The 21,569-nt window shown below is 56.7% G+C and carries 25 protein-coding genes; 5 read left to right on the top strand and 20 right to left on the bottom strand.

The genetic code is table 11. From position 1 onward, the window contains the following. From ID864_RS19995 to fkpA, 9 genes are all read right to left on the bottom strand, one after another. On the bottom strand, positions 1-325 hold a 325-nt coding region (locus ID864_RS19995), incomplete at its 3' end, for a GTP-binding protein (RefSeq protein ID WP_261392638.1). Positions 326-393: 68 nt separating this feature from the next. Continuing rightward, the gene (gene fusA, locus ID864_RS19990; protein ID WP_048917641.1) at positions 394-2,508 is read right to left on the bottom strand and encodes an elongation factor G; all 2,115 of its coding nucleotides are present in this window, start codon (positions 2,506-2,508) and stop codon (positions 394-396) included. Positions 2,509-2,601: 93 nt separating this feature from the next. Next, the gene (rpsG, locus tag ID864_RS19985; protein WP_004160604.1) at positions 2,602-3,072 is read right to left on the bottom strand and encodes a 30S ribosomal protein S7; all 471 of its coding nucleotides are present in this window, start codon (positions 3,070-3,072) and stop codon (positions 2,602-2,604) included. A 96-nt stretch (positions 3,073-3,168) separates the two neighbouring features. Further along, positions 3,169-3,543: a 30S ribosomal protein S12 gene (rpsL, locus tag ID864_RS19980; protein WP_003852912.1), complete on the bottom strand. Its 375-nt coding sequence runs from the start codon at positions 3,541-3,543 to the stop codon at positions 3,169-3,171. 126 nt (positions 3,544-3,669) lie between these two features. Next, complete coding sequence (gene tusB, locus ID864_RS19975) at positions 3,670-3,957, bottom strand: sulfurtransferase complex subunit TusB (RefSeq protein WP_048917642.1); 288 nt, start codon at positions 3,955-3,957, stop codon at positions 3,670-3,672. A 7-nt stretch (positions 3,958-3,964) separates the two neighbouring features. After that, entirely contained in the window at positions 3,965-4,324 is a 360-nt protein-coding gene (tusC, locus tag ID864_RS19970) for a sulfurtransferase complex subunit TusC (protein WP_048917643.1), read from the bottom strand. Next, positions 4,324-4,710, bottom strand: coding sequence for a sulfurtransferase complex subunit TusD (gene tusD, locus ID864_RS19965; protein ID WP_048917644.1), 387 nt, complete (start codon positions 4,708-4,710; stop codon positions 4,324-4,326). Before tusD ends, tusC begins: the two co-directional genes overlap by 1 nt. Then, complete coding sequence (locus ID864_RS19960) at positions 4,710-5,432, bottom strand: helix-turn-helix transcriptional regulator (protein ID WP_048917645.1); 723 nt, start codon at positions 5,430-5,432, stop codon at positions 4,710-4,712. Before ID864_RS19960 ends, tusD begins: the two co-directional genes overlap by 1 nt. A gap of 204 nt (positions 5,433-5,636) precedes the next feature. Beyond that, the gene (gene fkpA, locus ID864_RS19955; protein WP_048917646.1) at positions 5,637-6,470 is read right to left on the bottom strand and encodes an FKBP-type peptidyl-prolyl cis-trans isomerase; all 834 of its coding nucleotides are present in this window, start codon (positions 6,468-6,470) and stop codon (positions 5,637-5,639) included. A 290-nt stretch (positions 6,471-6,760) separates the two neighbouring features. On the opposite strand from fkpA, the gene ID864_RS19950 reads away from it, so the two are divergent. Next, entirely contained in the window at positions 6,761-6,979 is a 219-nt protein-coding gene (locus ID864_RS19950) for a protein SlyX (RefSeq protein WP_048917647.1), read from the top strand. A gap of 148 nt (positions 6,980-7,127) precedes the next feature. Here ID864_RS19950 and slyD read toward each other — a convergent pair whose 3' ends face one another. The 4 genes from slyD to kefG all read right to left on the bottom strand — a co-directional run bounded on the left by slyD (position 7,128) and on the right by kefG (position 10,480). Then, positions 7,128-7,676: a peptidylprolyl isomerase gene (slyD, locus tag ID864_RS19945; RefSeq protein WP_048917648.1), complete on the bottom strand. Its 549-nt coding sequence runs from the start codon at positions 7,674-7,676 to the stop codon at positions 7,128-7,130. A 139-nt stretch (positions 7,677-7,815) separates the two neighbouring features. Continuing rightward, the gene (locus ID864_RS19940; RefSeq protein WP_166643205.1) at positions 7,816-8,016 is read right to left on the bottom strand and encodes a YheV family putative zinc ribbon protein; all 201 of its coding nucleotides are present in this window, start codon (positions 8,014-8,016) and stop codon (positions 7,816-7,818) included. Positions 8,017-8,122: 106 nt separating this feature from the next. Next, complete coding sequence (gene kefB, locus ID864_RS19935) at positions 8,123-9,928, bottom strand: glutathione-regulated potassium-efflux system protein KefB (protein WP_048917649.1); 1,806 nt, start codon at positions 9,926-9,928, stop codon at positions 8,123-8,125. After that, positions 9,929-10,480 (bottom strand): glutathione-regulated potassium-efflux system ancillary protein KefG, encoded by a 552-nt coding sequence (gene kefG, locus ID864_RS19930; protein ID WP_048917650.1) that lies wholly within the window; start codon positions 10,478-10,480, stop codon positions 9,929-9,931. It lies immediately after the preceding gene. Between the two features lie 125 nt (positions 10,481-10,605). On the opposite strand from kefG, the gene ID864_RS19925 reads away from it, so the two are divergent. Next, a complete protein-coding gene (locus tag ID864_RS19925; RefSeq protein ID WP_048917651.1) occupies positions 10,606-12,507 on the top strand; it encodes an ABC transporter ATP-binding protein in 1,902 nt (633 codons plus the stop codon). A gap of 102 nt (positions 12,508-12,609) precedes the next feature. On the opposite strand, the gene ID864_RS19920 is transcribed toward ID864_RS19925, so the two are convergent. Continuing rightward, on the bottom strand, positions 12,610-14,097 hold the full coding sequence (locus ID864_RS19920; RefSeq protein ID WP_099754845.1) for a nicotinate phosphoribosyltransferase: 1,488 nt from the start codon (positions 14,095-14,097) through the stop codon (positions 12,610-12,612). Next, on the bottom strand, positions 14,087-14,962 hold the full coding sequence (prs, locus tag ID864_RS19915; protein WP_048917653.1) for a ribose-phosphate diphosphokinase: 876 nt from the start codon (positions 14,960-14,962) through the stop codon (positions 14,087-14,089). The genes ID864_RS19920 and prs overlap by 11 nt, the downstream gene beginning before the upstream one ends. A 213-nt stretch (positions 14,963-15,175) precedes the next feature. Here prs and ID864_RS19910 point away from each other — a divergent pair, with 213 nt between their 5' ends. After that, on the top strand, positions 15,176-15,901 hold the full coding sequence (locus ID864_RS19910) for an NUDIX hydrolase (protein ID WP_048917654.1): 726 nt from the start codon (positions 15,176-15,178) through the stop codon (positions 15,899-15,901). Here the strand turns inward: ID864_RS19910 and tauD are convergent. The 5 genes from tauD to ID864_RS19885 all read right to left on the bottom strand — a co-directional run bounded on the left by tauD (position 15,898) and on the right by ID864_RS19885 (position 20,174). Continuing rightward, entirely contained in the window at positions 15,898-16,737 is an 840-nt protein-coding gene (gene tauD, locus ID864_RS19905) for a taurine dioxygenase (RefSeq protein ID WP_048917655.1), read from the bottom strand. The genes ID864_RS19910 and tauD overlap by 4 nt on opposite strands. After that, positions 16,734-17,561, bottom strand: a complete 828-nt coding sequence (gene tauC / locus ID864_RS19900) for a taurine ABC transporter permease TauC (protein ID WP_048917656.1) — start codon at positions 17,559-17,561, stop codon at positions 16,734-16,736. Before tauC ends, tauD begins: the two co-directional genes overlap by 4 nt. Beyond that, positions 17,558-18,325, bottom strand: coding sequence for a taurine ABC transporter ATP-binding subunit (gene tauB, locus ID864_RS19895; RefSeq protein WP_048917657.1), 768 nt, complete (start codon positions 18,323-18,325; stop codon positions 17,558-17,560). The genes tauC and tauB overlap by 4 nt, the downstream gene beginning before the upstream one ends. A gap of 10 nt (positions 18,326-18,335) precedes the next feature. Further along, positions 18,336-19,313, bottom strand: coding sequence for a taurine ABC transporter substrate-binding protein (tauA, locus tag ID864_RS19890; protein WP_048917658.1), 978 nt, complete (start codon positions 19,311-19,313; stop codon positions 18,336-18,338). A 258-nt stretch (positions 19,314-19,571) separates the two neighbouring features. After that, positions 19,572-20,174 carry a LysE family translocator gene (locus tag ID864_RS19885; RefSeq protein WP_048917659.1) on the bottom strand — a complete coding sequence of 201 codons (603 nt, stop codon included), beginning with the start codon at positions 20,172-20,174 and terminating at the stop codon, positions 19,572-19,574. A gap of 58 nt (positions 20,175-20,232) precedes the next feature. Between ID864_RS19885 and ID864_RS19880 the strand changes: the two genes are divergently transcribed. Then, complete coding sequence (locus ID864_RS19880; protein ID WP_048917660.1) at positions 20,233-21,249, top strand: hydrolase; 1,017 nt, start codon at positions 20,233-20,235, stop codon at positions 21,247-21,249. Beyond that, the gene (locus ID864_RS19875; RefSeq protein WP_099753493.1) at positions 21,249-21,482 is read left to right on the top strand and encodes a YheU family protein; all 234 of its coding nucleotides are present in this window, start codon (positions 21,249-21,251) and stop codon (positions 21,480-21,482) included. The genes ID864_RS19880 and ID864_RS19875 overlap by 1 nt, the downstream gene beginning before the upstream one ends. Positions 21,483-21,569: the final 87 nt, after the last annotated feature.

The following is a 21,569-nucleotide window of genomic DNA, read 5'->3' as shown; positions in this document are numbered from 1 at the left end:
TCGCAGCAACAACCAGGATCGCGCCGTCCATCTGAGCAGCACCGGTGATCATGTTTTTCACATAGTCGGCGTGGCCTGGGCAGTCAACGTGCGCGTAGTGGCGAGTTGGGGTGTCATATTCAACGTGAGAAGTGTTGATGGTGATACCACGTGCTTTTTCTTCTGGCGCGTTATCGATCTGGTCGAACGCACGAGCAGAACCGCCGTAGGTTTTCGCCAGAACGGTGGTGATAGCAGCAGTCAGGGTAGTTTTACCGTGGTCAACGTGGCCGATAGTACCAACGTTGACGTGCGGTTTGGAACGTTCAAATTTCTCTTTAGACACGACGATATTCCTTACTTTAATGCTCTCACCCTTTGGTGAGAGCATAGGATCAATATTTAAACTGTAGCTTATTTGCTACGAGCTTCAATTACGGCCTGAGCGACGTTGTTCGGCGCATCATCATACTTCAGGAACTCCATGGAGTACGAAGCACGGCCTTTCGTCAGAGAACGCAACTGAGTCGCGTATCCGAACATTTCAGACAGCGGAACCTCAGCGTGAATCTGAACGCCAGTAGCGTTAGATTCTTGTCCTTTGAGCATACCACGACGACGGCTAAGGTCACCGATAACGTCACCGGTATTCTCTTCAGGAGTCTCTACTTCAACCTTCATGATTGGTTCAAGCAGTACCGGCGTTGCTTTCTTAAAGCCGTCTTTGAACGCAATAGAAGCCGCCAGTTTAAACGCCAGTTCTGAGGAGTCAACATCATGGTATGAACCAAAGTGCAGACGAACGCCCAGATCTACTACAGGGTAACCAGCCAGTGGGCCTGATTTCAGCTGTTCCTGAATGCCTTTGTCAACCGCAGGGATGTATTCACCAGGAATCACACCGCCTTTAATATCGTTGACGAATTCGTAACCTTTAGGATTAACGCCCGGCTCCAGTGGGTACATGTCGATAACAACATGACCGTACTGACCACGACCACCAGACTGCTTGGCGTGTTTACCTTCGATATCGGTAACTTTCGCACGAATCGCTTCGCGGTAAGCAACCTGAGGTTTACCGACGTTGGCTTCAACGTTGAATTCACGCTTCATGCGGTCAACGATGATGTCCAGGTGCAGCTCACCCATACCAGCGATGATAGTCTGGTTAGTTTCTTCGTCAGTCCATACGCGGAATGACGGGTCCTCTTTAGCCAGACGACCCAGAGCCAGACCCATTTTTTCCTGGTCAGCTTTGGTTTTCGGCTCTACAGCAATGGAGATTACCGGCTCAGGGAATTCCATACGCTCCAGAATGATGACGTTGTCCGGGTCACACAGGGTGTCACCAGTGGTCACGTCTTTCAGACCGATCGCTGCGGCGATATCGCCTGCACGAACTTCTTTGATCTCTTCACGCTTGTTGGCGTGCATCTGTACGATACGGCCCAGACGCTCACGAGCAGATTTAACCGGGTTGAACACGGTATCACCTGAGTTTACTACACCAGAGTAAACGCGGAAGAAGGTCAGGTTACCCACGAATGGGTCGGTAGCAATTTTGAACGCCAGAGCAGCAAACGGCTCTTTGTCGTCTGAGTGACGAACAGCTGGAGTGTCTTTACCATCGTCCAACATACCGTTAATCGCGGTAACGTCGGTCGGTGCTGGCAGATACTCAACAACCGCATCCAGCATCGCCTGAACACCTTTGTTCTTAAATGCAGAACCACAGGTAACCAGGATGATTTCGCTGTTCAGAACGCGCTTACGCAGAGAAGTTTTGATCTCTTCTTCAGTCAGCTCTTCGCCGCCAAAGAACTTCTCCATCAGCTCATCAGAGCCTTCAGCTGCGGCTTCAACCAGCTTGCCACGCCATTCTTCGGCCAGTTCCTGCATATCAGCTGGAATATCTTCGTATTCGAAGGTGACGCCCTGATCGGCTTCGTTCCAGTTGATCGCTTTCATTTTCACCAGGTCAACAACACCGGTGAATTTCTCTTCTGCGCCGATAGCCAGCTGCAATGGCACCGGGTTTGCACCCAGGCGCTTTTCCATCTGGTCAACAACTTTCAGGAAGTTTGCACCCATGCGGTCCATTTTGTTAACGAACGCAATGCGTGGAACTTTGTATTTGTTAGCCTGACGCCATACGGTCTCAGACTGCGGCTGAACGCCACCAACTGCACAGTAAACCATTACCGCGCCATCAAGCACACGCATAGAACGCTCAACTTCGATGGTGAAGTCAACGTGTCCTGGGGTGTCGATGATGTTTACGTGGTGTGGTTCAAACTGCTTAGCCATACCAGACCAGTAACAGGTGGTCGCAGCGGAAGTGATGGTAATACCACGTTCCTGTTCCTGCTCCATCCAGTCCATGGTTGCTGCGCCGTCATGTACTTCACCGATTTTGTGGTTTACACCGGTGTAGAACAGAACACGTTCGGTAGTTGTAGTCTTACCGGCGTCGATGTGCGCACTGATACCGATGTTACGGTAGCGTTCAATGGGTGTTTTACGAGCCATTTGATTCCTCTGATTCTTAGACGTTCTAAGTTAAAAAAGCCCAGCAGGTAAGTCACTGGGACGCCCGCTGGGTTTATAACAACTACAGAGCTGTTACCAGCGGTAGTGAGCGAACGCCTTGTTGGCTTCGGCCATACGGTGAACGTCTTCACGTTTCTTAACTGCAGTACCTTTGTTTTCTGCAGCATCAGAAAGTTCGTTCGCCAGGCGCAGAGCCATAGATTTATCACCGCGTTTACGAGCAGCTTCTACGATCCAACGCATTGCCAGAGCATTACGACGAACCGGACGGACTTCAACTGGTACCTGATAAGTAGAACCACCAACGCGACGGGATTTAACTTCCACGGTTGGGCGGACGTTGTCCAGGGCTACTTCAAATGCTTCCAGCTCGTTTTTACCAGAACGCTGAGCCAGGGTCTCCAGCGCGTTATAAACGATAGTTTCAGCAGTAGATTTTTTACCATCTACCATCAGGATATTTACAAATTTGGCCAGCAATTCTGATCCGAACTTAGGATCTGGCAGGATTTTACGCTGACCAATGACGCGACGACGTGGCATGGAAATACTCCGTTGTTAATTCAGGATTGTCCAAAACTCTACGAGTTTATTATGACATTTAAGATAAAACGTTTGGCCTTACTTAACGGAGAACCATTAAGCCTTTGGCTTCTTCACGCCGTACTTGGAGCGAGCCTGCTTACGGTCTTTAACACCTGAGCAGTCCAGCGCGCCACGAACGGTGTGGTAACGCACACCTGGCAAGTCTTTTACACGACCGCCACGGATCAGGATCACGGAGTGTTCCTGCAGGTTATGACCTTCACCGCCGATGTAGGAGGTAACTTCAAAACCGTTGGTTAAACGAACACGACATACTTTACGCAGTGCGGAGTTCGGTTTTTTAGGGGTAGTAGTGTATACACGAGTACATACACCACGTTTCTGCGGGCAGGCTTCCAGCGCAGGCACGTTGCTCTTTGCAACTTTGCGTACGCGTGGTTTGCGAACCAGCTGGTTAACTGTTGCCATTAAATAGCTCCTGGGATTTAGCTTTTGCTTCGTAAACACGTAATAAATCGCCTCGCGGAATCACGAGGCCGCAGAATTTTAAGGCTGAGACCAAAAGGTGTCAAGAAATAACCAGGATTACTACTGTCACCAGGTCATTTGCTGCGGGTTCTTTACAACCAGCGCAACGAAGTCAGTATAGCCTACCGTCGTCACATTGGTTGAAATTTGAGCAGATAAGCCACGCGCCTCGACATCTTCCTGCAGCACGTAGAGTGAGATGGGGGCATTAAGCAAGGCTTCAAGGGCAGGGCTGCCTTCCAGAGCCGCAATCACCCCATCCTGAAGTAGCAGCACATCATCGCCGTCAGCCAGCAGGCGCAGCAACGCAGCGACATCGCAGCGAAAAGGTGAAGTCATCAGGGTATGCAGCATGGTTTCCTCAGAAGGTAATCACCCGGTCGTAGTTATCCAGGGTCTGACGCAGGTCAGCAGGCGTTAAAATCTCAGCAGGCAGCACGCGGGCCGCGTCGGCAGCAATGCCTCGTTCTGCTAACGCCGCAGCGCACAGATAGCAGCGCTCGACGTCATACATCGGCAGCACGCCAAAGGTCGCGATATAGTTGCGCGCCAGAATCTGCTGCGGCTGCTGGCCCGCGGTGAGCTGCAGTACGCCATCGCTGACAAAGAACAGCGCGATATCCTCGCTGAGTGCCGACGTCGCCAGCACTGCATCCAGCCCTTCCCGCCCGGCACTGCTGCCATGGGGCGCCTGAGTAAACACGAAAGCGATACGATTCATCAGAACTGCACCATGCGGTCACAGCTGAGGGCGGCTTCCGCCAGTGCACCCAACCCGCTGAGTTGAAAACCTGTGGCGAGATTCGCCACAGGCAGGCCAAGGCTGGCGGCTTCGTGCTCATCGGCCACGCCACGGCGCAGCGCTGCCGCCACACAGATATTCAGCGCCACGCCGTGCTCTGTGTGCAGCTGCTGCCAGTGACGGGTCAGATCGGTTTCATCGCTGGCCGGGGCATTCAGCAGGCTGGCATTCAGCACCCCTTCACGATAGAAAAACACGCTTTCCAGTTCATGGCCCTGCGCCAGCAGCTCGCGGGCAAACAGCCAGGCGCTACTGGCCTGCTGTGTGCCATAGGCCGGGCCGGTCACCATCAGGCAGAAACGCATTACTTATCCTGGCCGTGGAAATCGCCATTTTTGAACTGGCGAATGTAAAGATAGACCGTGTGCTTGGAGATATTCAGGCGATCCGCCACCTGGTTAATCGCATCTTTGATATCAAAGATGCCTTTCTCATACAGATTGAGCACGATTTGGCGATTCTTGGCGTTGTTGGACACATTGCGATCGGCGCTGACTTCTTCAATCGAGAATTCCAGCGTCTGCATCACCAGGTCTTCCACCGAGGAGGCGAAATTGACTGAGGAGGCCACCTCCTGCGTTTCAGGCGGCATGAAAGTCGCCATAATCTGCGAGAACGGGACATCAAGGTTCATATTGATGCACAGCAGGCCGATCACCCGCTGTTCGCGATTGCGGATAGCAATGGTCACCGACTTCATCAGCACGCCGCTTTTGGCACGGGTAAAGTAGGCTTTCGAGACATTACTGTCAGCACCCGTCATATCGTGCAGCATGCGCAGCGCGAGATCGGTGATTGGCGAGCCTATTTTGCGCCCGGTATGTTCACCGTTGGCAATACGCACCGCCGAGCACTTCAGGTCTTCCAGCGAGTGCAGCACGATCTCGCAGTGCGAACCGATAAGCATCGCCAGGCCATCAACAACAGCTTCGTAAGATTTGAGAATTTCGAAATCCCCGGCGGTGAATGGGTGCTGTTCAAGCAGCTCCAAATCCGCGACGTCACCGGAGAACAGTGAATTAGACATTGACGACACCACCCTTTGACCAGAGCCTGTCACACGGCGCAAGGGCAGACTCATTCTTATTAAATGCGCGCCGGATAGTCTAGCAAATATGGGAAAGGCGTGTCCCAACCTTTGTCGTGAAATGCAATCTAACGCAAAAAGCAGGGGAATAGCTGTGCAGGTGGTGGAAACAAAACCGCCACCCGAAGGTGGCGGTGGCAGGCATTACTGCTTAGCTTTGGCATCACCAGCGGCTGGTGCAGCCGGGGCTGGTGCGGCATCGGCTTTCGCCGCCGCTTTGATGTCCAGCAGCTCAACGTCGAATACCAGCGTGGAGTTAGCCGGAATACCCGGAACGCCATTTTTGCCGTAAGCCAGGTTCGGTGGGATCACCAGCTTAATTTTGCCGCCTTTCTTCACGTGCTTCAGGCCTTCAGTCCAGCCAGGGATAACACCATCCAGACGGAATGACAGCGGCTCGCCGCGGGTGTAAGAGTTATCGAACTCGGTGCCGTCGATCAGCGTCCCTTTGTAGTTCACTACAACGGTATCGCTGTCAGTCGGCGCGCTGCCGGTTCCTTCTTTCTCTACCTGGTAGAGCAGACCGGATTCGGTTTTCTTCACGCCTTTCTCTTTAGCGAATTTAGCCGCGTAAGCGTCACCTTTGCTGGCGTTTTCTGTCGCATCTTTTTCCATCTTCGCCTGAGCGGCACCCTTCACACGGCCTTCGAAGGACTGCAGCGTCTGCTCGATCTCCTGGTCAGAGAGTTTGCTCTTACCAGCAAACGCATCCTGAACGCCGGCGATCAGCTGAGTTTTATCCAGGGTGATGCCCAGTTTTTCCTGTTCCTTCAGGGAGTTCTCCATGTAGCGGCCCAAAGATGCACCCAGCGCATATGCAGACTGCTGGTCGTCATTTTTGAAGGCGGCATTTTTAGGAGCCTGCTGCGGTGCTGCTGCTGGCTTAGCCTGAGCGGCGTCGGCAGCCATTGCCAGCGGGGCATTCAGCGCAACGGCCATCGTGGTAGCTAACAATGTGACTTTAAACAGTGATTTCATCCATTTCTCCAAAACCGAAGCATCTCACCTCGGGAATCGTTTGCAGGCCTGCGGCCTGAAATATAACTGGGGGCGAGCTGAAAAAATAGTCTCGCCATGACAAAGTGAAGTTAACTTCCGACCACGTGTTCGCCCGAAAGTTTCACCACAGGAATGGAGTCAGTTAAAAGACTTTTCAACCTCTGGCGGCTAATTTACGCCGTTTCGCCTACTTCTGCCCGCATTTTACCGTTAGAATCGGGCAATTCGCCAGGAGTGGGCCTGGCCCGGTAGTAACAAGAGGAAACAGAATGCAACAATCACTGCTGGAGCAGCGGCTGGAGATGCTGGAGAGCAAACTGGCGTTTCAGGAAATGACCATTGATGAGCTGAACCATACGGTGGTACAGCACGAACTGGAGATGGCGCGCGTGCGTGAACAGATGCGCCTGCTGACCGACAAACTTAAGGCTGCCGCGCCGTCATTAATGGCCGATCAGTCCGAAGAAACCCCGCCTCCGCACTACTGATCCCCGGTCGAGGTATGCCTCGACCCTACATGCCCGACTCGCGGTCGCTTAACCCGCAGCAACCGTAAAAAACAAAAAGGCCACCCGCAGGTGGCCTCTGACTCGTAGGGGGCGACCTTTATTCCGGTCGCCCCTGCACGGTTATCGATCAGTGGCTGCAGCCGCAACCGCCAGTACCACAACCGCCCTGACCGTGGTCATGGCCGTGATCGTGGTCATGGTGATGACCGTCTTCGCCGTGAACGTGGCCGTGGGCCAGCTCTTCTTCGGTCGCAGCACGGATCGCCACAACTTCAACATTGAAGTTCAGGTTCTGGCCGGCCAGCATGTGGTTACCATCAACCACGACGTGGTCGCCGTCTACTTCGGTGATTTCAACCGGTACCGGGCCCTGATCGGTTTCTGCCAGGAAGCGCATGCCAACCTGCAGTTCGTCAACGCCCATAAATACGTCTTTCGGTACGCGCTGCACCAGGTTCTCATCGTATTCGCCGTAGGCATCGTTTGATGCGATATTCACATCAAACTTGTCGCCAGCTTCACGATTTTCCAGCGCCTTCTCCAGCCCGGAAATCAGGGAACCATGACCGTGCAGGTAGTCCAGCGGTGCGCTCACCGGGGATTCATCAACCAACACACCATCTTCTGTACGGACCTGGTATGCCAGGCTGACCACGAGGTCTTTTGCTACTTTCATGATTACTCCTAACCGTTGAGAGCGTTGAGCCCTTAATTCGCTGGCTGTTTTACCAACGCTAAGGGCTCTAAGTGGCGCCGATTGTATCGAATTTCAACCCGGCTGTACTGTACAGCTTAAAAAAAGCTGTGCAATTACGCTACTCGGGATGAAAAATTCCGATCACCTGCTCATTGCTGCGCACCTGTTCGCGCGCCTTTTTGTCGGCTTCACGCATCTGATGACCGCATTTCACACACTCGACCACATCGATATTATTTTCCCGCCACAGGGCGAGCGTGTCGCGAGCCTGGCATTTCGGGCAGGTCGCGCCAGCGATAAAACGTTTACGCATCATAATCACCATTAAATTCCGCAGGAGCTGCCGTTACATTTCGGTCAGCCCATTGTGCCGGAAGCAGGGCGACCGGAAAAAAAAGTCGCCCCCAACGGGCAGATTGATTGCATTAATCTGCCTCATCCCAGCCGTCGTACTGCCGCTTCTCGTGCTGCATTTCAGCCTGGAAGATATCTTCCAGCTCGCGCCGCGCCTCTTTCACTCTGGAGATCTGCTGGCTGTCGCTGTGATTCGGCATCAGCTCACGCAGCATGCGCATATCCAGACGGCGGAAGTGCTGCTGCGCGCGGAACGCCTGATGCGGGTGCATCCCCAGCGTCATCAAGGTTTTGCGCCCCAGCTCCAGCGCACTGCTGAAGGTTTCACGGGAAAACTGCGAGACGCCAGCCTGCAGCAGCTCGTGCGCCTCAACGCGGCCCCGGGCGCGCGCAAGAATTTGCAGATGCGGGAAATGGTGCTGGCAGAGGTGAACAATCTCCATCGCATCTTCCGGGCCGTTACAGGTTATCACGATCGACTGCGCGGTTTCTGCTCCGGCGGCACGCAATAGCTCCAGTTCGGTAGCATCACCGTAATACACCTTGTAACCATATTTGCGCATCAGGCTGACCGCACTGATATCGCGTTCCAGCACCGTAATGCGCTTTTGGTTAGCCATCAGCAGGCGCGCCACTACCTGACCGAATCGACCGAAGCCGACCACGATCACCTGCGGTTTATCATCTTCAACAAACGGCTTCTCGGCGGAGTCATCCACTTCATTGAAGCGGCGTTCAAGGATTTTATCCACGCCCTGCATCAGCAGCGGCGTGGTCATCATCGACAGCGTCACCGTCACCAGCAGCAGCGGCATCTGATCCCCGCTAAACAGCTTCGCAGAAGAAGCGGCAGAGAACAGCACGAAGGCAAACTCACCGCCCTGGCTAAGCACCGTGGAGAACTGCAGCCGTTCGGAGCTGCGCAGGCCGTAGATGCGCGACAGCAGATACAGCACCGCCACCTTCACCGCGACCAGAATCACCACTCCGGCGAGGATCTCAACAATATGGGTATAGAGCACGCCGAGGTTAAGCGCCATGCCGACCGAAATAAAGAACAGCCCCAGCAGCAAGCCTTTAAACGGATCAATCGCGATTTCCAGCTCGTGGCGATATTCACTTTCCGCCAGCAGGATACCGGCAATAAAGGTACCGAGCGCCATCGACAGCCCGAGCGCATCCATGAACAGTGCCGAGCCAAGCACCAGCAGCAGCGCCGCGGCGGTAAACACTTCGCGCACGCCGGAAGCGGCAATAAAGCGGAAAATCGGCCGCAGCAGATAGCGCCCGCCGATCAGCATGCCGCCAAAGGCCAGCACCTTCATGCCCACCTTCATCCAGTCGGTATGACCACTGTCGCCGCCGGCCAGTAACGGCACCAGCGCCAGCGCCGGGATCACCGCCAGGTCCTGGAACAGCAGCACCGAGAAGCCGAGCTGCCCGGATTCATTGTGGTTCATGCCTTTATCGCGCATTAGCTGTAAGGCCATCGCGGTGGATGACATCGCCAGCCCGATGCCGCCGATAGCGGCCGCCTGCCAGGAGAAGTCGGTCAGCAGCAGCAGGCCGCCGAGCACCGCGGCGCTCAGGATCACCTGCGCCGCACCGACGCCAAATATTGAGCGCCGCAGCTCCCACAGTTTCGACGGTTTCAGCTCCAGCCCGATGATAAACATCAGGAACACCACGCCAAGCTCGGAGAAGTGCAGGATCTCGTCTACGTCGCTGATAAAGCCCAGTCCCCAGGGACCAATGGCAATCCCCGCGAGCAGATACCCCAACACCGCACCGATGCCAAGACGGGCCGCAATCGGCACCGCAATCACCGCCGCAAACAGGTAAACAACACCGGCGGTCAGGAGGCTTTGTCCTTCCATCTAAACTCCTCCATGGGGCAGCGGATTGGCCAGCCAGTCGCCATAGGCGCGGGCATAATTGTTCATCACGTCGGCAGACTGGCGGCGCGCCCAGTAGATAATCATCGGCGTCAGCCAGTGCATGCTGCACATCTGCGCCGTCAGTTCGAACGGGCGCATAATGTCCGACATCGGATAACGGTTCAGCCCCTCCTGATGGTAGGCGGCCTCCGGTTCACCGGTGGTGATCACGCTGCGCCAGTATTTTCCTTCCAGCACGTTACCGCCCACGCCGCTGGCAAAGCCGCGCGACAGCACGCGATCCAGCCACTCTTTCAGCAGCGCCGGGCAGCTATAAGTGTAAAGCGGGTGCTGGAAAACAATGATTTGATGTTCACGCAGCAGCTGTTGCTCGTGATGAATATCGATAAAAAAATCCGGATAGTGTGCATACAGGTCGTGGACCGTCACATTGTCCAGATTTCTGGCCGGCTGAAGCAAAACGCGATTGGCAATCGAATCCTGAGACTCCGGGTGGGCGTACAACAGCAGGACTTTAGGCGGCTGCGACATCATTCCCCTCCAAATCGTCGTCATGGCGGGTGATTTCCGCTACCATGCTCGACGCAACGGAACTGTTTGATTCCGAAAACTGATTATGATGGCTTAATTTAACATACTCTGAACTTACGGCGCTTATGATTGTATTCTCTGCATTACAAATCCGTCGCGGTGTCCACGTCCTGCTCGACAACGCGACCGCAACCATTAACCCCGGCCAAAAAGTGGGCCTGGTGGGTAAGAATGGCTGCGGCAAATCGACCCTGCTGGCGCTGCTGAAAAACGAGATAAGCGCCGACGCGGGCAGTTTCAACTATCCGGGAAACTGGTCACTGGCGTGGGTCAATCAAGAGACCCCGGCACTGGATATTCCCGCCATTGAGTATGTTATCGACGGCGACCGCGAATTTCGTCAGCTTGAGTCTGAATTAGCGCACGCGAATGAGATAGACGATGGTCACGCCATCGCTACGCTGCACGGCAAGCTCGATGCGGTGCAGGCATGGACCATTCAGTCACGCGCTGCCAGCCTGCTGGACGGCCTTGGATTCACCCAGGAACAGCTGCAGCGCCCGGTCAGCGACTTCTCGGGCGGCTGGCGCATGCGCCTTAACCTCGCCCAGGCGCTGATTTGCCGTTCCGACCTGCTGCTGCTCGATGAGCCAACTAACCACCTCGATCTTGATGCGGTGATCTGGCTGGAGCGCTGGCTGAAAAGCTATACCGGCACGCTGATCCTGATCTCCCACGACCGCGACTTCCTCGATCCGGTGGTGGATAAAATTCTGCATATCGAACAGCAGTCAATTTTTGAGTACACCGGCAACTACAGCTCGTTCGAGATCCAGCGCGCCACTAAACTCTCGCAGCAGCAGTCGATGTTTGAAAACCAGCAGCTGAAAGTCGCGCACCTGCAAAGTTTCATTGAGCGCTTTAAGGCCAAAGCCACCAAGGCAAAACAGGCTCAGAGCCGTATTAAAATGCTGGAGCGCATGGAGCTGATCGCCCCGGCGCACGTCGACAACCCCTTTACCTTTAGCTTCCGCGCACCTGAAAACCTGCCGAACCCACTGCTGAAGATGGAAAAAGTCAGCGCCGGTTATGGCGATCGTAAAATCCTTAACTCGATCAAGCTCAACCTGGTTCCCGGCTCGCGCATTGGCCTGCTGGGGCGCAACGGCGCGGGTAAATCCACGCTGATCAAACTACTGGCGGGCGAGCTGGCGCCATTACAGGGCGACATTGGCTTAGCGAAAGGCATCAAGCTCGGCTACTTCGCTCAGCATCAGCTGGAGTTCCTGCGCGCTGACGAATCGCCGATCCAGCATCTGGTGCGCCTCGCACCGAAAGTGCTGGAGCAGCAGCTGCGCGACTACCTCGGCGGCTTTGGCTTCCAGGGCGATAAAGTCAGCGAAGAGACCCGCCGTTTTTCCGGCGGCGAGAAAGCCCGGCTGGTGCTGGCGCTGATCGTCTGGCAGCGCCCGAACCTGCTGCTGCTGGATGAACCCACCAACCACCTTGACCTTGATATGCGCCAGGCGCTGACTGAGGCGCTGATTGACTTCGAAGGCGCGCTGGTTGTTGTCTCGCACGACCGCCACCTGCTGCGTTCGACCACCGACGATCTCTACCTGGTACACGACGGGAAAGTGGAAGCATTTGAAGGCGACCTGGAAGATTATCAGCAGTGGCTGAGCGACCTGCAGAAGCAGACAGTGGCCGATGCCGCGCCAAAAGCCGACAGCGCCAATAGCGCTCAGGCGCGCAAGGACCAAAAGCGCCGGGAAGCGGAGCTGCGCACCCAGACTCAGCCGCTGCGCAAGCAGATTGAGAAGCTGGAAAAGCAGATGGAGAAGCATAACGCCGAGCTGAGCGCGGCCGAAGGGAAGCTCTCCGACAGCGCCATCTACGAGCAAGCACGCAAAGCCGACCTCACTGCGGCGCTGCAGCAGCAGGCAACGGCGAAATCGGCCTTAGAAGAGTGTGAGATGGAATGGCTGGCAGCGCAGGAAGAGTTAGAGTCGATCATCAACGCCTGATGCAGCAGTTCGGGCGCGGCATGCCACGCCCCTGGGACACTGATTTGCCGGAATAGCGCATTCGTAGGGGTCGGGCATGCCCGACCCGAATCCCGCATCCCGCTACTGCGCTGCCAGACGCTGACGCAGCGTGGTCAGATCCTCCACGTTATACAGTTTTCCATCCAGGAAACGGATTTTCAGTTCCCCGCCCTGCTCCTGCTGCCAGCTCTGACCGTCCAGCAGCCGGTATTTCCCTTCATCATCTTTTTCCACCCGTAACAGACCGCGCGCAGAGTTTTTCATGCCGTTGTCGGTTTTCGGCTGTTTGAAGATCTCACGCCCCTCTCCGTGCACTTCGCCATACGTCGCTTTCATGGCGAAACCAAAGGTGTCACGCGTGTTGTACTGGTACGTATAAGACCCGACGCCGAACACCACATTGCTGCTGGCAAAGCCTTTGGCCTCCAGACGACTCAGGATCTGATTGGCACGCTCGAGGGTAATCGAGTCGCCGTAGATCAGACCCACGTGCGGGTCCAGCACCTTGTAGCCCCTGGCATTGACCGTGCCGCCGAAGATCTCCCACAGCACTTCGACCGACCCTTTCTGCTGTGCGCTGCGAGCCGGATCGCGGTCGGCATCGTCGCCGCTGCCGCACAGTATTTCCACCGGGTCACCGCTGTCAGGGCGGAACACCAGACGGCCTTCACGCGCCACGATCTCGGGTTTGAGCTCACGGCTGTATTCGGTCAGCACCTTCCAGTAATCCCAGGTATCCGACACCACCGACACAAACCCGGTCGGATAAAGCTCCGTCAGCAGACGACGGAAGGTAGCGATCTCACCCTGCTGCTCCCCCATGCACATCACGCTGTGCTCGGTGGCGGGAATACTCCCGGCAATAAACGTCCCTTCTGCCGGGCGGTAATATTGTTGTGCATAGAGGACAGAAGGCAGGCTGTCAGTTCCGGTAAAACTCAGCAGGTGGCCAACCCCCGACTGTGCAGCATCGTGCAGGCCTGACATGCCGCGGAATGAGAAGTCATGACACTGAAAATCGACATGTGTCATATCGTCACAGGTACGTTCCGCCCACAGCTGACAAATCTGGCGATAGTGGTGCGCCACGGTCGCATTGGTGGAGGACTTCCACAGCTCTGCCGACATCACGCTCTCAAGGTAGTTAACCAGCCAGAAAAACTCATCCACGGTATTGGTGATGGTCAGTACCGGAATTTTCATCGACACTTTACTGCCCTCGTCCAGGCTTTTGATCGCCAGCGGCAAATAGCCTAGGCGATGCAGTGCGCGGATATGCTCCACGCTGACGCTATTTTTACCCAGGTAGCTGTCCATCAGCTGCTGATACTCACACACTACCTGCTCTTCCGGCTGAGCAAAAAATTTGTCATTAAACAAATCGACCATAAACCACTGTAAAAAACCCTGCAGGCCGAAAAACACCAGGGCATCATCCGCCAGCGGCGAGTGGAAATACCGGTTCCCACGCGGGGTAAAGTTGCTGTACACGCGGTTGGTTCCCGCCGGGTACTGTTCGCGATGTGAGGTTTTGTAGCCGTCGATAGCCAGAATCGGATTAATTTGCATGGGATGCTCCTTCACTGCGGTAAATGGTGTCGATATCAATCAGCTCTACACGCTCCTGCGCTAATTCTTCCCCGGCCAGTGAGGTGGTGGTCCAGATACGGTCGATACCCTGGCTCAACAGGTGATCTACCCCTTTACTGAACAGGCCATGCGTGACGTACAGGCTGACCGAACGCGCACCGGCTGCACGTAGCACCGCAGCTGAACCGATAAAGGTGCCGCCGGCATCGCAGAGGTCGTCAGCGATCAGCACATCCCTGTTGGCTACGTCACCTTTCAGCAGTTCGAATCCGCTCAGGGCGCCAGTAGCAATATCGCGATGCTTGCCGAGAATGCCGTATTCGGCGGCGTTGACCTGCTGCGCCAGCGCATGCACCTTCTTCAACGCGCCGGCATCGGGCGCAACCAGCATCATGCCCTGCACCAGTTCATCCCTCAGCGTTCGGCTGTGGATCAGAGCGCGATGCTGTGGGATCGTCACCAGACGGTCAACAACGCCTGCGGCCACATCGCTGTGCGGGTCAACGACCACCACCCGGTCAAAGCGCAGTTGATTGAGAAAACCGGCAAACACCTTCAGCGCAAAGCTCTCGCCGTCACGCAGGGTACGGTCCTGGCGGGCATAGGGCAGCCACGGCAGCTCAAGCGTGGTCTGGCGCAGCAGGCAGCGCTGGCGCACCGCATCCAGTATCTGCGCGACCAGCATCAGGTCATCCAGAGTCTGCATCGCGCTGGCACGCAGCGTCAGGGTGGTGGCCTGCGGATCAAGCGGCGACAGCACACGTCCCCAGATCGCACCGTCAGGAAAACGGCCGCTTTCCAGCGCGGCATCCTGACCATCAAGGGTTAATTGCAGTTTCATCATCGCAGACTCCTTTTGATTTATTAATGTCCCAAGGACACTTATATAATTGTCCAAGAGACACTTATTCACAAGCAAAAAATAACCCACGAAAAGAAAATCTTTTAACACTATGATTTTAAATAAAATAAATATCATGAAAAGTGGTGGCGTTATTGAATCATGACGCCGGGGCTGGTAGTGTGTCCCAGCGACACTTCCTGCAGGAACCCTATGATGTCATCTGAACAAGCGTATCTGGACCAGTACGATGCCTCGCGCTATGCATCGCCGATTGTCACCGTGGACAGCGTGCTGTTTACCCTGTGGCAGGGGCAGCTGTGCGTGTTAATGGTACAACGTGCTAATCATCCGCAGCGCGGATGGTGGGGGCTACCGGGAGGGTTTATTGATATGCAACAGGATGAATCCACGCGCGACACGGCGCTGCGTAAACTGCGTGAGAAGACCACCGTCAATCCGCCCTGGCTGGAACAGCTGGCAACTTTCTCAGGGGCGCACCGTGACCCGCGAGGCTGGAGTCTGACCAGCGCGTGGTATGCCCTGATTGCCGCAGAAAACTGTCAGGCAGAAAGTGATGACGTCAGCGATGCCCAGTGGCAGCCGCTCGACGGTCTGGCACAGCGCAGCGATATCGCTTTTGACCATCAGCAGATTATTGCTGAAGCGCTGCAACGGCTGCGACAGAAGACGCTCTATTCTCTGCTACCGGTCTACTGCCTGCCCGCCGCCTTCACTCTGACCCAGTTGCAGGAAGTCACTGAGACGATACTGGACCGACCGGTGCAGCGCAAAAGCTTGATCCGCCGCTTTGAGGCTTCAGCGATGTTTGAAGAGACCGGCGACAGCGTTGCCACCGGCGCCCGCAAGGCAAAGCTGTATCGCCTGAAACCTGGCGCGGATATCCATCATTTTTCACGTAACCTGATGAGTGACGATTAAAACGGCTTATCCCCTAAGATCGTCGCCCGGTGCATAATCCGTCGCGCGGGCAGATAATCTGCATTGGCGTAATGCTGCGTCACACGGTTATCCCAGATCGCCACATCGCCCACCTGCCAGCGCCAGCGTACCTGGAATTCCGGCTTAGTGATGTGGGCAAACAGGAAGTTCAGCAGCGCCTCACTCTCCTTCTCTTTCAGCCCGACAATGCGCGTGGTGAAACCTTCGTTAACGAATAGCGCCTTTTTGCCACTCACCGGATGGGTGCGGATAACCGGATGCAACAGCGGCGGATTCTTCGCTACCGCCTGCTGCCAGCGCTGGTGATCCTCTTCACTGCCGCGGTATTTGAACTCCTGGAACGATTTCTTGAAGTCATGCTCGGCCTGCAGGCCGCTCAGCAGTACTTTTAGCGGCTCCGACAGCGCCTCATAAGCCGCAATGCCGCTGGCCCACAGCGTGTCACCGCCGCTTTCCGGCAGCTGCTTCGCCGCGAGGATCGCGCCCGCAGGCGGCGTTTCGATAAAGGTCACATCGGTGTGCCAGTTGTCGTTATCAGGCGGATTATCGTTATGGGTATCCAACACGATAACCTCCTCCACCCCCGGCGCATGCGGATACACCGGGTGGATATGCAGGTCGCCAAAGCGCGCGGCCAGCTGGCGCTGCTGATGAGGCGTTAGCGGCTGATTACGCAGGAACAGCACCTGATGGCGGATCAACCCGTGATAAAGCTGCTCAAACTGCGCGTCGCTCAGCGGGCGGCTGAGGTCAAGCTCGCTCACCTCGGCGCCGATATACGGTCCCAGCGCCTGAATTTTTATGCGTTCGTTCATTGTTGTACTCCATGCCAGGGGGTTAAGCGGCGCTGTAAGGCGCGTAGCCCCAGCTCCAGCGCAAAGGCGATCAGGGCGATAACGGCAATGCCTGCCAGTACCACGTCAGTCGCCAGGAATTCACCGGCCGACTGCACCATAAAACCCAGACCGCGCGTGGCAGCGATCAGCTCAGCGGCCACCAGCGTGGACCAGCCAACGCCAAGACCAATGCGCAAACCGGTCAGAATTTCCGGCAACGCGCCGGGCAGCACCACAAACCACAGCACCTGCCAGCGGCTGGCGCCGAGCGAACGGGCGGCACGCAGCCGCACCTGCTGGGCACTCTTCACGCCCGCCAGCGCCGACATCGCCACCGGGGCAAAAATGGCCAGGTAGATCAGCAGAATCTTCGAGGTCTCGCCGATGCCAAACCAGATCACCATCAGCGGCAAATAGGCCAGCGGCGGCACCGGGCGGTAGAGCTCAATCAACGGATCGAGGATGCCGCGCACGGTATCATTCAGCCCCATAAAAATGCCGACCGGCACGCCGATAATCACCGCTGCCGCTAGCGCAATCACAATGCGCGTCAGGCTGGCGGCCAGATGCTGCCACAGCGTGGCATCCATAAACCCGGCCGGGCTGGCGATGGTCAGCAGCTGGTGCAGCACCTGCTGCGGCGGCGGCAGAAACAGCGGCGCAATCAGTTTAAGCGCCGTCACGGCCCACCAGACGGCCAGCAGCACCAGCAGCGTGCTGAGGCTGAGCGTCAGATGGCGCGACAGTGGCCAGCGCAGACGCAGTTTGCGCGTGCGGCTCTTCTCATTCACCAGGGAACTCATGCAAACACCTCACGCTGCTGGAACACCCGGCTGAGCACATATTCGCGGCGTTCAATAAAGTCCGGGTCGGATTTTATCGCCCGACAGCCTTCTCCGGCCGCATAGCGGCGACCGAAGTCGAGCGCCAGCCGTTCGACGATACGCCCCGGCCCCGGCGACAGCAGGATAAGTTCGCTGGCAAGAAACACCGCCTCTTCAATATCGTGGGTAATCAGCAGAATCTGTTTGCCGCTGTCGCGCCATAGGGTCAGCAGCAGCTCCTGCATCTGTTCACGGGTAAAGGCATCGAGCGCGCCGAAAGGCTCATCAAGCAGCAGCAGGCGTGGATCGGCCGCCAGCGCGCGCGCAATACCCACGCGCTGACGCATGCCACCGGAGAGCTGCCAGATAAAGCGTTTCTCGGCCCCCTCCAGCCCCACCTGCTTCAGCACGCGTCTGGCGACGGCGCGGCGCTCGTTTTTCTCCACGCCGGCCAGCTGCAGGCCAAACGCCACGTTATCCAGCACGTTGCGCCACGGCAGCAGCCCCTCATGCTGGAACACCACGCCGCGATCCGCCCCCGGTCCATTCACCGGCTTGCCGTCCAGCGTGATGCTGCCGCTGTCCGCCGGAATAAACCCGGCAATCAGGTTGAGCAGCGTAGTTTTGCCACAGCCGGACGGACCTAAAACCACCACCAGCTCTCCGTTGCCGATCGACAGGTTGATGTCCTGTAATGCCAGCTGGCCTGCATAGCTGGCGCGAAGATGAGACACGGAAAGCATTGGCGATCTCCTACTGGGCGAGAGGTTTAACAAAGCGATCGGTGACAAAGCTGCTGTAGTCATGAGTGACCTGCGGCACTTTGCCCTGCTCCTTGAGGAACGTCGCGGTGTCGACAATCGCCTGATTCACCGGCCCGTTAAGCTGCGTCACCTGCTGCTGCGCGGTCAGATAGGTATTGCCCTCCACCAGCCCCGGTACCTGCGCCGTAGGCACGCCGCTCAGGCGCGACAGCTTGCTGAGATAGTCGTCCTGCTTCAGCCACTGCTGCGGGTTATCGAGGTAAGCTTTCTGCGCATCCAGCGCGCTGCGGGCAAACGCCGTCACCACTTCCGGGTGCTGCTGCGCAAAGTCTTTGCGCACTACCCAGACATCGAGCGTTGGCGATCCCCATTTTCCGACCTCGGCGGAGTCGGTCAGCACCTTGCCGTCCTGCTCCAGCTGATTGACGGCGGGCGCCCAGACGTAGGCACCGTCGATATCCCCGCGCTGCCAGGCGGCAATAATCGCCGGCGGCTGTAAGTTAATGATTTGTACCTGGCCCGGCTTAATGCCCCAGTGCTTCAGCGCGGCGAGCAGGCTGTAGTGGGTGGTGGAGATAAACGGCACCGCAATGCGTTTGCCGATCAGGTCTTGCGGATCCTTAATACTTTTCTTCACCACCAGCGCTTCAGAATTACCGAGCTGGGAAGCGAGCAGGAATACCTCAATCGGCACCTGCTGGCTGGCCGCAACCGCCAGCGGGCTGGAGCCGATATTGCCGATCTGCACGTCGCCAGAGGCCAGCGCGCGCACCACGCTGGAGCCGCTGTCAAACTTACGCCAGTCGACTTTCGCCCCGCTCTCTTTTGCAAAGGTGTTGTCGGCCTGCGCGACCTTCGCCGGTTCCGCCGAGGTTTGATAAGCGATGGTGACATCCACCGCCTGTGCGCCGAGTGCCGTCAGCGACAGTGCTGCCGCCAGAAGTGAAAGTGTGAATTTTGCCGCCATAGCCCGCTCCAGAGAGTATTGTTATTGGGTGTACCCCCCCTTTGTAACCGGGCGCGACTATCGTTATAAAGTAATTAAAAATTATCTTTTATAGCAAAAGCTGCTTAGGAGAAATTGCGGATTCGTTAGCTGAAAAATGGGTTTAGGCAGGATGTTAAGGCCGGGCCGGGCATGCCGCGGCCCCTACGGCCGCCATATGCGCAGGGGTCGCCATCTGTGTAGGGGCGAGGCACGCCTCGCCGCCGTTGATTGAGGAGGTCAGTGCCAAATCAGCAGCACGCACGCCGCCGTCAGCAACCCCATAAATACGTTGAAGATAGTCCAGGCGCGGCGGCTGCGCAGGATGCGGCCAATCAGCGTGCCGAAGCCTAACCAGATCACTCCTGACACCAGATTCACCAACGCCATGGCGAAGCTAATCGCGATCACTGAACTTTTATAAGCTTCACCCGCCAGGCTAAAACTGGCGACCGCGCCAAGCGCCATCAGCCAGGCTTTCGGGTTGATCAGCTGCAGCAGGCCGCCCTGCCAGAACGGCATCGGCGCGGCCGGACCCGCGCCGGTTTCCAGCTTCTCATACTCGGCGGTACCGATTTTCCATGCCAGCCACAGCAGATAGAGGCTGCCGGCAATTTTCAGGAACAGGTGCAGCGAGGGATAAAGCAGGATCAAACCGCCAACGCCAAAGGCCACCATCAGCAGCATCACCTGCATGCCGATCATGATACCGATCAGCAACATCAGAGAGCGCAGGAAACCAAAATTAGCACCGGAGGCGGTGAGTAACATATTATTAGGGCCTGGCGTGATAGCAGCGACCCAGAGAAAGCCCAACATTGACAAAAACAGACTCAGTTCCATAGAAAGGGTGCTCCTCACCCACGGCAAATAGACAACCCGACGAAGCTAACAGCGAGCCATGGATCCTACAAGCTCTGACCACATGAATTTTAGTCACCTGACCGATACGGCTTTTCGCCCGCTGGCCGGTGGCAGCAATCCGCATCTGCAAACCATTCTGCCGCGTCTGGTGCGCCGCCGCATAACGCTACAACCACACTGGCAGCGGCTCACCCTGCCAGATACTGATTTTGTCGATCTGGCGTGGAGCGAAGACCCGGCGGGTGCCCGGCATAAACCGCGCGTGGTGCTGTTTCACGGTTTAGAGGGCAGCTTTAACAGCCCCTACGCGCACGGTCTGCTACAGGCGTGGAAGGATCGCGGCTGGCTCGGCGTGGTGATGCACTTTCGCGGCTGCAGCGGTGAACCAAACCGTCTCAACCGCATTTACCACTCGGGCGAGACGGAAGACGCCAGCTACCTTTTACAGTGGCTGCGCGACGAATGGGGCAACGTCCCCACCGCGGCAGTGGGGATCTCGCTCGGCGGCAATATGCTGGCCTGCCTGATGGGCAAACAGGGCGATGAGTGCCTGCTGGATGCGGGGGTCGTGGTCTCCGCACCGCTGATGCTGGAGCCGTGCAGCCTGCGGCTGGAGCAGGGTTTTTCCCGCGTCTACCAGCGCTATCTGCTGGGCCTGCTGAAACAGAACGCCGCCCGCAAACTGCAGGCCTGGCCGGGCACGCTGCCGGTCGATCTGGCACAGCTGAAATCCCTGCGCCTGCTGCGCGACTTTGACGATGCGATCACCGCTCGCGCCCACGGCTTCAACGATGCCACCGACTACTACCGCCGCTGCAGCGCCATGCCGCTGTTACCCGGCGTGCGTAAACCGCTGCTGATTATTCACGCCCAAGACGACCCGTTTATGACCCCGGAAGTGATCCCCGATGCTGCCCTGCTGCCCTCCTGCGTGGAGTATCAGCTGACGCAGCACGGCGGGCACGTGGGATTTGTAGGTGGAACGCTGCGTAAGCCACAAATGTGGCTGGAACAGCGCATTCCGCAATGGCTTTCAACCTGGCTGGACAACTGATGATTATTCCCTGGAAAGACCTGGATAGTGAAACCCTCGACAACCTGATCGAGTCTTTTGTGCTGCGCGAAGGTACTGACTATGGCGAGCATGAGCGCTCGCTGACGCAAAAAGTGGCCGACGTGCACCGCCAGCTGACCAGCGGCGAGGTGGTGCTGGTGTGGTCCGAGCTGCATGAATCGGTCAATATCATGCCGCGCGGGCAGTTCCGCGCCGGTGCGGAAGAGCAGTAGCGCTGAAGCTGCAAATTGTGGCGGGGCGTTGCTTTTTTGGCATCAATACGCGGCGGAGATGACTTTTCCCGGCGAAACATGATACCT

The organism is Erwinia aphidicola (genome assembly GCF_014773485.1).
Classification (GTDB): domain Bacteria; phylum Pseudomonadota; class Gammaproteobacteria; order Enterobacterales; family Enterobacteriaceae; genus Erwinia; species Erwinia aphidicola.
This window is presented reverse-complemented; position numbering and strand designations above follow the sequence as displayed.

Excerpts from the sequence above, each read along its gene's own strand:
- fusA (WP_048917641.1), bottom strand. The coding sequence starts at position 2,508 with ATGGCTCGTAAAACACCCATTGAACGCTACCGTAACATCGGTATCAGT.
- rpsG (WP_004160604.1), bottom strand. The coding sequence starts at position 3,072 with ATGCCACGTCGTCGCGTCATTGGTCAGCGTAAAATCCTGCCAGATCCT.
- rpsL (WP_003852912.1), bottom strand. The coding sequence starts at position 3,543 with ATGGCAACAGTTAACCAGCTGGTTCGCAAACCACGCGTACGCAAAGTT.
- tusB (WP_048917642.1), bottom strand. The coding sequence starts at position 3,957 with ATGCTGCATACCCTGATGACTTCACCTTTTCGCTGCGATGTCGCTGCG.
- tusC (WP_048917643.1), bottom strand. The coding sequence starts at position 4,324 with ATGAATCGTATCGCTTTCGTGTTTACTCAGGCGCCCCATGGCAGCAGT.
- tusD (WP_048917644.1), bottom strand. The coding sequence starts at position 4,710 with ATGCGTTTCTGCCTGATGGTGACCGGCCCGGCCTATGGCACACAGCAG.
- ID864_RS19960 (WP_048917645.1), bottom strand. The coding sequence starts at position 5,432 with ATGTCTAATTCACTGTTCTCCGGTGACGTCGCGGATTTGGAGCTGCTT.
- fkpA (WP_048917646.1), bottom strand. The coding sequence starts at position 6,470 with ATGAAATCACTGTTTAAAGTCACATTGTTAGCTACCACGATGGCCGTT.
- ID864_RS19950 (WP_048917647.1), top strand. The coding sequence starts at position 6,761 with ATGCAACAATCACTGCTGGAGCAGCGGCTGGAGATGCTGGAGAGCAAA.
- slyD (WP_048917648.1), bottom strand. The coding sequence starts at position 7,676 with ATGAAAGTAGCAAAAGACCTCGTGGTCAGCCTGGCATACCAGGTCCGT.
- kefB (WP_048917649.1), bottom strand. The coding sequence starts at position 9,928 with ATGGAAGGACAAAGCCTCCTGACCGCCGGTGTTGTTTACCTGTTTGCG.
- kefG (WP_048917650.1), bottom strand. The coding sequence starts at position 10,480 with ATGTCGCAGCCGCCTAAAGTCCTGCTGTTGTACGCCCACCCGGAGTCT.
- ID864_RS19925 (WP_048917651.1), top strand. The coding sequence starts at position 10,606 with ATGATTGTATTCTCTGCATTACAAATCCGTCGCGGTGTCCACGTCCTG.
- ID864_RS19920 (WP_099754845.1), bottom strand. The coding sequence starts at position 14,097 with ATGCAAATTAATCCGATTCTGGCTATCGACGGCTACAAAACCTCACAT.
- prs (WP_048917653.1), bottom strand. The coding sequence starts at position 14,962 with ATGATGAAACTGCAATTAACCCTTGATGGTCAGGATGCCGCGCTGGAA.
- ID864_RS19910 (WP_048917654.1), top strand. The coding sequence starts at position 15,176 with ATGTCATCTGAACAAGCGTATCTGGACCAGTACGATGCCTCGCGCTAT.
- tauD (WP_048917655.1), bottom strand. The coding sequence starts at position 16,737 with ATGAACGAACGCATAAAAATTCAGGCGCTGGGACCGTATATCGGCGCC.
- tauC (WP_048917656.1), bottom strand. The coding sequence starts at position 17,561 with ATGAGTTCCCTGGTGAATGAGAAGAGCCGCACGCGCAAACTGCGTCTG.
- tauB (WP_048917657.1), bottom strand. The coding sequence starts at position 18,325 with ATGCTTTCCGTGTCTCATCTTCGCGCCAGCTATGCAGGCCAGCTGGCA.
- tauA (WP_048917658.1), bottom strand. The coding sequence starts at position 19,313 with ATGGCGGCAAAATTCACACTTTCACTTCTGGCGGCAGCACTGTCGCTG.
- ID864_RS19885 (WP_048917659.1), bottom strand. The coding sequence starts at position 20,174 with ATGGAACTGAGTCTGTTTTTGTCAATGTTGGGCTTTCTCTGGGTCGCT.
- ID864_RS19880 (WP_048917660.1), top strand. The coding sequence starts at position 20,233 with ATGGATCCTACAAGCTCTGACCACATGAATTTTAGTCACCTGACCGAT.
- ID864_RS19875 (WP_099753493.1), top strand. The coding sequence starts at position 21,249 with ATGATTATTCCCTGGAAAGACCTGGATAGTGAAACCCTCGACAACCTG.